The sequence below is a fragment of the Streptomyces sp. BV286 genome, assembly GCF_019090165.1.
GTDB lineage: Bacteria > Actinomycetota > Actinomycetes > Streptomycetales > Streptomycetaceae > Streptomyces.
The window spans coordinates 186,179-197,619 of record NZ_JAHRIB010000143.1; the positions used below are offsets into that span (position 1 = coordinate 186,179).

At 70.4% G+C, this 11,441-nt stretch carries 9 protein-coding genes; 7 read left to right on the forward strand and 2 right to left on the reverse strand.

From position 1 onward, the window contains the following. Positions 1-201: 201 nt before the first annotated feature. The 5 genes from KUF83_RS23270 (at position 202) to KUF83_RS23290 (ending at position 5,881) form a co-directional block, all read left to right on the forward strand. Positions 202-1,410 (forward strand): MFS transporter, encoded by a 1,209-nt coding sequence (locus tag KUF83_RS23270; RefSeq protein WP_217456727.1) that lies wholly within the window; start codon positions 202-204, stop codon positions 1,408-1,410. Positions 1,411-1,475: 65 nt separating this feature from the next. Continuing rightward, positions 1,476-2,057 carry a sugar O-acetyltransferase gene (locus KUF83_RS23275; protein ID WP_217456728.1) on the forward strand — a complete coding sequence of 194 codons (582 nt, stop codon included), beginning with the start codon at positions 1,476-1,478 and terminating at the stop codon, positions 2,055-2,057. Positions 2,058-2,068: 11 nt separating this feature from the next. Beyond that, positions 2,069-2,617, forward strand: coding sequence for a TetR/AcrR family transcriptional regulator (locus KUF83_RS23280; RefSeq protein WP_217456729.1), 549 nt, complete (start codon positions 2,069-2,071; stop codon positions 2,615-2,617). A 215-nt stretch (positions 2,618-2,832) separates the two neighbouring features. Next, positions 2,833-3,252 (forward strand): VOC family protein, encoded by a 420-nt coding sequence (locus tag KUF83_RS23285; protein ID WP_217456730.1) that lies wholly within the window; start codon positions 2,833-2,835, stop codon positions 3,250-3,252. Between the two features lie 238 nt (positions 3,253-3,490). After that, positions 3,491-5,881 carry an ATP-binding cassette domain-containing protein gene (locus KUF83_RS23290; RefSeq protein WP_374106137.1) on the forward strand — a complete coding sequence of 797 codons (2,391 nt, stop codon included), beginning with the start codon at positions 3,491-3,493 and terminating at the stop codon, positions 5,879-5,881. 122 nt (positions 5,882-6,003) lie between these two features. On the opposite strand, the gene KUF83_RS23295 is transcribed toward KUF83_RS23290, so the two are convergent. After that, complete coding sequence (locus tag KUF83_RS23295; RefSeq protein WP_217456732.1) at positions 6,004-6,780, reverse strand: hypothetical protein; 777 nt, start codon at positions 6,778-6,780, stop codon at positions 6,004-6,006. A 122-nt stretch (positions 6,781-6,902) separates the two neighbouring features. Between KUF83_RS23295 and pepN the strand changes: the two genes are divergently transcribed. After that, positions 6,903-9,341 (forward strand): aminopeptidase N, encoded by a 2,439-nt coding sequence (gene pepN / locus KUF83_RS23300; RefSeq protein WP_217456733.1) that lies wholly within the window; start codon positions 6,903-6,905, stop codon positions 9,339-9,341. 139 nt (positions 9,342-9,480) lie between these two features. Next, positions 9,481-10,071 carry a DUF5362 domain-containing protein gene (locus KUF83_RS23305; RefSeq protein ID WP_217456734.1) on the forward strand — a complete coding sequence of 197 codons (591 nt, stop codon included), beginning with the start codon at positions 9,481-9,483 and terminating at the stop codon, positions 10,069-10,071. A gap of 439 nt (positions 10,072-10,510) precedes the next feature. Here KUF83_RS23305 and KUF83_RS23310 read toward each other — a convergent pair. Beyond that, a partial coding sequence (locus tag KUF83_RS23310; RefSeq protein ID WP_254644087.1) for a transposase occupies positions 10,511-11,441 on the reverse strand: 931 nt, incomplete at its 5' end.

Consider the following 11,441-nt stretch of genomic DNA (forward strand, 5'->3'; position numbering starts at 1 on the left):
CCTCCCCGTTTCCCGCCGCGGACGGTGAAGGCGGTCCGGCCCGACCGTGTTCTCCGGCGGCCGTGCCACGGGTCTCGGTGTGGCCCTTCTCGCGTCGGCGGCCGGCGGAACCCTCGGTCGCAGCCCTCACCGCCGGTGACGGATGTACGCAGAAACAATCGGGAGTGTACGTTCGTACGCTTCCGCTATAGGCTCGTCCGCATGACTGTTGACGTACTGGGCCGACCCGCGCCGGCCGAGCGGCAGGCCCGTGTGGCCGTCGCCGTGCTGTTCTTCACCAACGGGGCCCTGTTCGCCAACCTCCTGCCACGGTTTCCGCAGATCAAGGCGGATCTGGGGATCGGGAACGCCGCCTATGGCCTGGCCGTCGCGGCGTTCCCGGCGGGCGCCATCGCGGCCGGCCTCGCGGCAGGTGTGGTCATCCGCCGCCTCGGGTCGGCGCGGGCGGCCGTGGCCGGCACCCTGCTGACGGGTGCGGGCATTCTCGTCGCGGGCCTCGCCGACTCCGTGCTGCTGTTCGCGGCGGCGTTGTGCCTGGCCGGAGCGATGGACGCGATCACGGATGTCGGGCAGAACGCCCACGGACTGCGGGTGCAGCGCCGATACGGCCGCTCCATCATCAACTCCTTCCACGCGATCTGGTCCATAGGGGCCGTCGTCGGCGGATCCATGGCCGCCGCGGCGATCGCGCTCGGCCTCTCGCGGGGGCAGCACCTGACGATCTCGGCAGCCGTGTTCACGATCGCCGCGTGCGTCGCCCTGCGGTTCTGCCTGCCCGGTCCGGACGTCGAGCCGGAAGCCGCGTCCGACCCCGCCGGGCGTGAGGAGCGACAGCCCGCGCGGGAGACGAAGGGCCGACGCACCGCGTACGTCCTGGCCGCTCTCGTCCTCATCGCCACGGCCGGCACGCTCGTCGAGGACGCGGGCAGTTCCTGGGCCGCGCTCTATCTCTCCGACTCGCTGTCCGCGTCGGTGACGCTGGCGGCCTGTGGCTACATCGCGCTGGTGGGAGCCCAGTTCATCGGCCGCAGCATCGGCGACCGGCTCGTCGACCGGTTCGGTCAGCGCACGGTGGCCCGGGCCGGCGGTCTCGTCGCCGCGGTCGGGATGGGCCTGGCGCTGGCCGTACCCACGGTGCCCGGGACGATTCTCGGGTTCGCCGCGGCCGGGTTCGGAGTGGCGACACTGGTACCCGCGGCCATGCACGAAGCCGATGAACTGCCCGGCCTGAAGCCCGGCTCGGGGCTGGCCATCGTCTCCTGGCTCATGCGCCTGGGCTTCCTGCTCTCCCCGCCCGTCGTCGGTCTGGTCGCCGACGCGACCGACCTGCGGGTGGGGCTGCTGGTGGTGCCCCTCGCCGGACTGCTCGTCCTCGTGTTCGCCGGAGTGCTGCAGCCCCGGCGCCGGTGAGCGGAGCCCTTGGGGCGTCCCGGTTTCCCGGGCCGCACACCGACGTGAAGTGTACGATCGTACGCATGTCGACGGACCACTTCGCGCAGGACCCGCGCTCGAACCTCGAACGCATGATGGCGGGCGACCTCTACATCGCCGACGACCCCGAGATCGCCCGCCGGCAGCAGCAGGCCGTACGGCTCGCCGCCCGCTACCAGGCCGCCTATGTCGAGGACGCCGACGCGGCCCGGCCGATCCTCGCCGAGCTGCTCGGCTTCGTGGGCCCGGGGGTACATGTGCGGCCGCCGCTCCACGTCGACTACGGCAGCAACATCACGATCGGCGCGCGCACCTTCGTCAACTACAACCTGACCGCGCTGGACGTCGCGGCGATCACCATCGGCGAGGACTGCCAGATCGGACCGAACGTCCAACTGCTCACCCCCACCCACCCCCTGGAGCCGCAGCCCAGGCGCGACAAACTGGAAGCCGCCCGTCCCATCATCATCGGGGACAACGTGTGGCTCGGCGCGGGCGCCATCGTCCTGCCCGGAGTGAGCATCGGGGACAACTCCGTCATCGGCGCCGGTGCGGTCGTGACGAAGGACGTGCCCGCGGGCGTCGTCGCCGTGGGCAACCCCGCCCGCCCGGTCCGAACCCTCTGAAGGCCCCCGTCATGGCCACCGGACACACCGACCCGCAGCGCCGCGAACGCATCATCGCCGCCACCCTCGACCTCATCGCCGACGAGGGAGTTGCCGGCGTGTCCCACCGGAAGATCGCAGCGCGTGCCGGCGTCCCCCTGGGATCGATGACGTATCACTTCACCGGCATCGACCAGCTGTTCCGGGAGGCGTTCACCCGCTTCGCCGACCACATCGTCGCCGTCTTCGACGCCCACCTCGCCACGCCGACCGACCGTGACCAGGCCCGCGAGGCAGTGGCGGACCTCGTCCACGTCCTGTCGGAGGGGAGTCAGCGTGATCTCGTACTCACCCAGGAGCTGTACATCCTCGCGGCCCGGCAGCCGGCCTACCGGGAACTCACCCACGCGTGGATGGGCCGCAGCCGAACGCATCTGGAGAAGCACTTCGACCCGGACACGGCCCGCCAGCTCGACGCCCTCATCGAGGGCCTGACCCTGCACCGAGCACTGGAGAGCGAGCCCCACGACCGTGCCCTGACCCTCGAGGCCGTCACCCGTATCACCACCACGGGCAGGTAAGGACACGCCGGTGGACCGCTCACCGCCGGACGCCCTGCCGTCTGGAGCCGGCCCACCGGGCGGCCGGCATACCGGTTTCACGACTGTCCGCGCCGGACAGGACGTGCGCCAGCGGGTACGGCGGCGGGTACGACGGTCCGCCGGGCGGCACGGACGACCGGATCGGTCAGGAATTGAGAAGCGCCGGCCCGCGGGCCACGCCTAGCGTGGTCGCCATGGATGTCACCATTCACGCGAGCTTCCTCCCGCACCACGACCCGGAGGCCTCCCTGGCCTTCTACCGCGACGCCCTCGGCTTCGAGGTCCGTGACGACGTCGGATACGAGGGAATGCGCTGGATCACGGTCGGCCCGGCCGATCGGCCCGGCACGTCCATCGTCCTCGAACCGCCGGTCACCGTCACCGACCCCGGCGTCACCGACGACGAACGCCGCACCGTCGCCGACATGATGGCCAAGGGCACCTACGCCCGCGTCCTGCTCGCCACCACCGACCTGGACGCCACCTTCGAGCGGTTGCGGTCGGCCGGCAGCGGCGAGATCGTCCAGGAGCCGACCGAGCAGCCGTACGGTGTCCGCGACTGCGCCTTCCTGGACCCCGCGGGCAACATGGTCCGCATCCAGGAAAGGCGCTGAACGTCTCGGTGCCCGGTGCCCGGTGCCCGGTGCCCGGGCCGTTCGCCGGGAGCCGGACCACGAGAGCGACGCCTACGAGAGCGACGCCCAAGCGAGCGGGACCGGAGCGGCGAGCCCTGACCGCCGACGAAGCAAAAGACGCAGCAGACCCAGACGTACCGCTCGAAACTGGTTGGATCGAGCCAGGCGACGCCCACGGGGACCGTGCAGGCGGCCCCCGCGAAGAGATGGAGACACGATGAGCATGGCCAGCAGACAGAAGACGCAGTCGCCTGCGCCGCACGCTGCCGACAGCCACGACATGATCCGCGTGCACGGCGCCCGCGAGAACAACCTCAAGGACGTCAGCATCGAGATCCCGAAACGCCGCCTCACGGTGTTCACCGGTGTCTCCGGCTCGGGCAAGAGCTCGCTGGTGTTCAACACGATCGCCGCCGAGTCCCAGCGGATGATCAACGAAACGTACAGCGCGTTCGTACAGGGCTTCATGCCGACGCTGGCACGCCCCGAGGTCGACGTCCTCGACGGGCTGACCACGGTGATCACCGTCGACCAGCAGAGGCTGGGTTCGGACCCCCGCTCGACCGTCGGCACCGCCACCGACGTCCACGCGATGCTGCGCATCCTCTTCAGCCGGCTCGGGAAGCCGCACATCGGCCCGCCGAGCGCGTACTCCTTCAACACCGCCTCGGTGCGGGCCAGTGGCGCGATCACCGTCGAACGCGGTGCCAAGAAGACGGTGAAGGCGACCTTCAACCGCACCGGCGGCATGTGCACGCGCTGCGAGGGCCGGGGTGCGGTCTCCGACATCGACCTCACGCAGCTCTACGACGACTCCAAGTCCCTTTCCGAGGGCGCGTTCACCATCCCCGGCTGGAAGTCCGACAGCTTCTGGACCGTGCGGGTCTACGCCGAGTCGGGCTTCGTCGACCCCGACAAGCCGATCCGCAAGTACACGAAGAAGGAGATGCAGGACTTCCTCCACCACGAGGCGGTCAAGGTGAAGGTCGACGGGGTGAACCTCACGTACGAAGGACTGATCCCCAAGATCCAGAAGTCGTTCCTGTCCAAGGACAAGGAGGCGATGCAGCCGCACATCCGGGAGTTCGTGGAGCGGGCGGTCACCTTCGCCACCTGCCCCGAGTGCGACGGCACCCGGCTCAGTGAAGGGGCCCGGTCGTCGAAGATCGACAAGATCAGCATCGCCGACGCCTGCGCGATGGAGATCCGCGACCTGGCCGAATGGGTACGGGGCCTCGACGAGCCGTCCGTGGCACCGCTGCTCGAAGCGCTCCGGCAGACCCTCGACTCCTTCGTGGAGATCGGTCTCGGGTACCTCTCACTCGACCGGCCCTCGGGCACGCTGTCCGGCGGCGAGGCGCAGCGCGTGAAGATGATCCGCCACCTCGGCTCCTCCCTCACCGACGTCACCTACGTCTTCGACGAGCCCACGATCGGCCTGCACCCCCATGACATCCAGCGCATGAACAACCTGCTGCTGCGGCTGCGGGACAAGGGCAACACGGTGCTCGTCGTGGAGCACAAGCCCCAGACGATCGCGATCGCCGACCACATCGTCGACCTCGGCCCCGGCGCCGGAACGGCGGGCGGCACCGTCTGCTTCGAGGGCACGGTCGAGGGGCTGCGGGCCACGGACACCGTCACCGGCCGTCATCTCGACGACCGGGCCGCCCTCAAGGAGACGATGCGCACGCCCACCGGGGCACTGGAGATCCGGGACGCGACAGCGCACAACCTCCAGGGTGTCGACGTCGACATCCCGCTCGGTGTGCTCGCCGTCGTCACCGGTGTCGCCGGTTCCGGAAAGAGCTCGCTCGTGCACGGATCGATCCACGCCGACGAGGGCGTGGTGTCGATCGACCAGGGCGCGATCCGCGGCTCCAGGCGCAGCAACCCGGCGACGTACACCGGCCTGCTCGACCCGATCCGCAAGGCGTTCGCGAAGGTCAACGGCGTGAAGCCGGCGCTGTTCAGCGCCAACTCCGAAGGCGCCTGCCCCACGTGCAACGGCGTGGGGGTCATCTACACCGACCTGGCGATGATGGCGGGCGTCGCCACTCCCTGTGAGGACTGCGAGGGCAAGCGGTTCCAGGCGGCGGTCCTGGAATACCGCCTCGGTGGCCGCGACATCAGCGAGGTGCTCGCGATGTCGGTGACCGAGGCCGAGGAGTTCTTCGGCGCGGGCGAGGCGAGCACGCCGGCCGCGCACCGCATCCTCGCGCGGCTCTCCGACGTCGGACTCGGCTATCTCAGCCTCGGCCAGCCGCTCACCACGCTGTCCGGCGGCGAGCGGCAGCGGCTGAAGCTGGCCACGCACATGGGCGACAAGGGCGGCGTCTACGTCCTCGACGAGCCGACCACCGGCCTTCACCTCGCGGACGTCGAGCAGTTGCTCGGCCTGCTCGACCGGCTCGTCGACTCCGGGAAGTCGGTCATCGTCGTCGAGCACCACCTGGCGGTCATGGCACACGCCGACTGGATCATCGACCTCGGCCCGGGCGCGGGTCACGACGGCGGCCGGATCGTCTTCGAGGGCACCCCCGCCGAGCTTGTCGCGTCCCCCTCCACGCTCACCGGCGAACACCTCGCGGCGTACGTCGGCGCCTGATCCCCCTTCCGCCGGGACGAGGTGGCGCGAGAGCCCTCACGCCACCTCGTCCCGTCCCGCCCTGTGGGGGAGGCGACCCGGCCCTCGGTTCCGGCCTCCCCGACAGCCGGCGGGGCGGGTGACTACCCCGGCAGCCGGAACACCGCCCCATCGTCGGTCACCTCGTACGCGTCGATCCTCAACAGCCTGCGGACATGGGCCGGAACGCGCTCGACGGCCTTCACGGACGAGGACGGCACGACCAGCGCGTAGCGGACATGTGGTGCCTCGCTCGTCATACGGCGCAGGAGCTGCCCGTAGGCGATGTCCGCGTCGATGCCCTTCTCACTGGTCCGGCCCTTGGCTTCGCAGATCAACCGCTCGGCTCCGCGTACGGCCTCCAGGTCGGTCCAGCGGTCCGTGGGTTCGACCGGTGTCCAGCCCTGGGCCAACAGCCAGGTGCGGAAGGCGTCGGTGACCCGGTCCTCGTCGCCGGCCCGTGCCAGGATCTTCCGCAGCACCACCAGGTCGGCCTCCCGGCTGCGGCGCAGGCGCCCGCGGTTGTCCGCGTCGAGGTCGGCCGGCCGGATCACGACCAGCCGGAGACCGTGTGCCGGGATCTCCGTCTCGCGCCGGGCGTCGTACAGGGCGCGCTGCTCGCCGCGGTGGACCCCGCTGACGGTCAGCCTGTCCGGCTTGTCGAAGTGGGGCACTGCCTCGTCGTGCTGCAACTCCCGGTACTCCACCACGAGTTGGTGACCGGGCCAGTGGGCGTCGACCGGCAGCCTGGCGCGCCGGCCGCCCGCCCCGGGGTCCCCGAGCAGCCAGTCGAAGGTGTGCTGGCGCGAGGCCGTCTCCCCGAGAACCCGATCACAGAGACCGACCACGTACGCCTCGTCACTGTCGTCCCTTTTTCCCATGGCCCCGCATCATGCCAGCGCGCCCACCACCTCCGAGGGCCGTTCGGCATGCCGAAAACCCCTGCGTCCGCAGCTGGGCTCCGTCATAGGCTGACGCCGCGCTGTCTGCCGAGGGAGGACGCATGGAGATCCGGAGCCTGACCCGCACCGAAGCCGAGTGCCGGGCCACGCTGTTGACGGTCGAGCGGTACGACGTGGAGGTCGACCTCACCGGCCTGAGCGACGGACCGGAAGTCCGGTGCGTCTCCACCGTGACCTTCAGCTGTCACGAGCCGGGTGCGTCGACCTTCGTGGACTGCGCGGCAGAGGTGCGCAGTGCCACGCTGAACGGCGACCCGCTCACCCCCGCCGGGGACGGCCGGATCCCCCTTCCGACGCTCGCCGGGCACAACGTGCTGCGGGTGGAGAGCGTCCAGGCCGACACGGCCACGGGCGAGGGCGTGCACAGGGCGACCGACCCCGCGGACGGCGAGGTCTACGTGTGGATGAGCTTCGAACCGGACGAGGCCCGGTACGTCTGGGCGTGCTTCGACCAACCGGACCTCAAGGCCCCGCACGCCTTCACCGTGACGGCACCCTCCGCATGGACCGTCACCAGTAACGCGGGCGACCCGCGCGTCGAGGAGCTGGGGCCGAAGACCCGCCGCTGGACCTTCCCCGACACCCCGCCCCTGTCGACGTACAACACCGTCATCAACGCGGGCCCCTTCCACGAGATCCGCCGCGAGGCCGACGGCCACGACCTGGGCCTGTACGCCCGCCGCTCCCTCGCTCCGATCCTCGACCGCGACGCCGACGAGATCTTCACCCTCACCCGCCAGGGCCTCGCCTTCTACGGCGAGGCCTTCGCGATGCCGTTCCCGCAGCGCAAGTACGACCAGGTGTTCGTGCCCGAGTTCGGCGGGGCGATGGAGAACTACGGCTGCGTGACCTGGTCGGACGGGTTCCTGCGGCGGGCCACGCCGACGCCCGCCGAGAGTGAACTACTCGCGAAGGTGCTGCTGCACGAGATGGCGCACATGTGGTTCGGCAACATCGTGACCATGCGCTGGTGGGACGACCTCTGGCTGAACGAGGCCTTCGCGGAGTTCGCCTGCAACTGGGCCGCCGAGCGCGCCACCCGGTACACCGACGCGTGGGCGAGCCACCTGGCGGACGACAAACTCGCGGCGTACCTCTCCGACCAGGGTCCCGTCTCGCACCCGATCCACCAGCCCATCCACGATGTCGCCCAGGCGGCGTCGATCTTCGACAACATCACCTATCCCAAGGGCGCCTCCGTCCTCCAGCAGCTCATGACATATGTCGGCGAGGACAACTTCCGAGCCGGCATGGCCGCCTACTTCGCCCGCCACGCCTGGGGCAGCGCCACGCTCCAGGACCTGATCGACGCCCTCTCGAAGGCCGGCGGACGGGACCTGGACACCTGGCGCGCGGCCTGGCTCGCGACGGCCGGCACCGACCGCTTCGCACTGGAACGCGACGGGGATGCCGTCACGCTGGTGGCGGCCGGCACACCACGCCCACAGGTACTCGCGGTGGGCGCGTACGGCAGGAAGGGGGAAGCCCTGGAGCGCACGGCTCTGGTGCGCGTCGAGGTGACGCAGCCCCGCACTCCGGTCACCGGCCTGCCCTCCGACGCCGACATCCTGCTGATCAACGACGAGGACCTCACCTTCGCCACGACCCGACCCGACCCCACGACCAGGGACGCCTTCTTCCGCACGGCCGCGCACCTGCCCACGGCCATCTCCCGCGGCGTGGCCACGGCGACCGTGTGGGACATGCTGACCACGGGCGAGGCCACCGCTGCGGAAGCCGGGCGCTGCATCACCGCGGTCCTCGCCGCCGAGACGTCCGACGCCGTGATCGAGCCCTGTCTGACCCTGGCCGCGGACATCGCCGAACTGTGGGCCCCGGACAGCGAACGTCCCGGGCTGACAGCGGCGGTGGCGGACACCTGTCGTCGCCTCGCCGCGGACTCCGGCCGCCGCCGCGTCGCCCTGCGCGGACTGGCCCGCACCGCCACGCACCCGGACGACCTGGCCTGGCTCCGCGAGCAGGCGGGCGACGACGTGGATCTGCGCTGGCGCGTACTCGCACGTGAGGCGGAATTCGGAGGGGACGTCTCGTCCGAGGCCACGCACCTGCTGGAGCGTGATCCGGACCCCGACGCCTGGGTGCGCGCCCTCACCGTACGGGCCGCCCTGCCGGACCCCGCCGCGAAGGCTGAGGTCTGGCAGAAGCTGGCGGTGGACCGCGCGGTCCCCGTCAACTCGGTCCGCCAGGTGGCTGCGGCGTTCTGGCGTCCCGCCCAGGACGCCCTGCTGACGCCCTACACCCAGCGCTACCTGGAGCTGATCCCGCATCTGCACCGCGGCGGAATGATCCCGGCGATGGTCTTCGCGAGCAGCCTCTTCTCTCCGCATGCCGTCGATTCCGCGTACATCGAACAGGCGCAGCGGCTGTCGCGCGAGGCGACGCCGGTGGTCCGCAACAACCTCCTGGAACGCTCGGACGCGGTGAGCCGCATGCTCCGCTCCCGGACCACGAAGTCCTGACCCGACCGGAGACCTGTTCGCGAGGAGGCCTCAAGGCGGCCCCGCCTGCCCTGGGGCCTCCTCGCGATCGCTCAATACCGCCAATCAGGTGTGTAATGGACGTAGAGGGGTGTTTCGGGTAGGTGCAGAGGCCAGAGCCATGGCAGAGGGCAGAGCCATGAAGGACCGCAGGCAGGAACCTCGGCCGGAGAAGGCCGAGAACAGCGCACCGCTGAAGGCGCCGCAGTGGGGCGCGGATGCTCCCGCCCGCGAGGTCTTCCCCGGCTACGGCAGCCCGATCACCCCGGAACAGCGGGAAGCGGAACTGACCCGGTTCATCGGACACATGGCGGCTCAAGGATGGGCACAGGTCCACCGCATGCCCGGAGCGGTACTCCTCGCCCGGACTCACCCTGCCAACGGCGCGGCGGCCGTCGGCGTGGGCGCGACCGGTGCCGCAACGGGCGTGGCAGTGGGGGGTGTCGGCCTCCTCGGTGTGCTGTCCGGAATCGGCATGATCGTCTTCGGGGTTCTCCTGACCGCCACGATCATCGGCGCCGTCCTCGGCATTCCCATGATCCTGGCCGGGGTGGCCGTCTTCACCGGGGGCGCCGCCGTGGCCGGCGTCGGCGGCGCAGTGGGTGCCGGTGGTGTGGCGGTCGGCGTGGGCGGCGCCGTCGCCCAGGACCGGACACTGCGTCTGCAGGCCTGGACCGACGAGACAGGGCGGATCTTCACCAAGGGCGTTTGAACCCCTCGGGGCAAGGTGGGGCCGAAGCTGCGTCGGTCAGGCCGTGGCAGTTCTGCGGCGACTCCCCAGGACGTCTCCCCGGCCGGGCGAAGTACTCAGTGAACAGCGTGGATGCTGTCCGCGGAACGCCACTCGGAGGCCCATCGGCCGTCACCTCGAGAGCGTCCCGCTGTTCGTCACGGGCCCGCTGCCGGCGATCAGCGGGTCAGACCGACGTCAAGGCTGCCGATGGGGCCGGCCGTGGGCCTGCTCGGCTTCGGCTTGCCGTGGACCGTCCCGGTGGCGTGCTGTCCGGGTGTGGCGTCGGTCAAGTCGTGCTCGTACAGTAATAACTTCGCTGCTCAGCATGCTTGATGGCCCAGTTGCGGAATCTGATGTCCGTTAACGAGCTCGTGCACGACAAGCGGTGTGACGTCGAGAGCCTCGGTGGGGCCCGTGCTCACGTCTGCCGTGTCGAGTGCAGGTCCGCGGTCTGCTGGTGGGACAGCAGGCCGGCGATGGCCTGGACGTTGTCGCTCATGTGCTCGCGGCGGCCGAGGTGGCGGGCCAGGGCCCGCCAGTTCTTCAGGTGGGCGATGCCGTGCTCGACCCGGATACGGCGCGAGGAGTGTGCCTTGCGCTGGCGCTCGTACATCTCCTCGTACCAGTCCGGGGCGTTCTTCTTGAACTTACGGTGCGGGGGCGTCACCACCCGGCCGCCGGTCTGCGCGCCCAGGCCCTGGTAGCCGGCGTCGGCGAGGATCTCGAGCGCGGGCGCGTCGGCCAGGAGCGTGACCAGCCCCAACTGGCGGGCGTGGGTGATGTCCGCGCAGCTCGCGGGACGAGCGGGGCTGCACCACAGCACGCGGCCAACGCCGTCCGTGACCACCATGGATTTGACGGCGTTCTGCTTGTTCTTGCCAGAGATGAACTTGTCCCGGTCCTTGCGCCCTGCGGCGGGTCGCCGGACGCGGATCTCGGTGCCGTCGATGATGCCGGTCGTCCCGCTCGAGCCGAGGTGGTCGACGACCTCGGCCAGGGTTCGCAGCCGCACGTCGGGGCTGACGGTGCAGCCTCGCTCGGCGAGCAGAGGCCGCACCTCGTTGACAGCTCGTGTGATGGTCGAGCGGTCAACGCCGAACCAGCAGGCCAGTACGTCGTGGGTGGCGCCGTGCCGAAGATGGACGAGGGTGGCCAGCAAGCGGTCGACGAACACCAGGCGGTGTTTCGGCCCGCCGCCCACGGCCCGCCTCCGCAGCCGGGAGGCCAGCTTGGCCTGGTGACGCTCATGCCACAACGGACCTATCTCGGCTACGAGTTCAGCGATCACATCGCCCGTCAGGCCCGTGATGCGACGGTTGCTGATGATCACTGCACGAATCTTGTTCCCC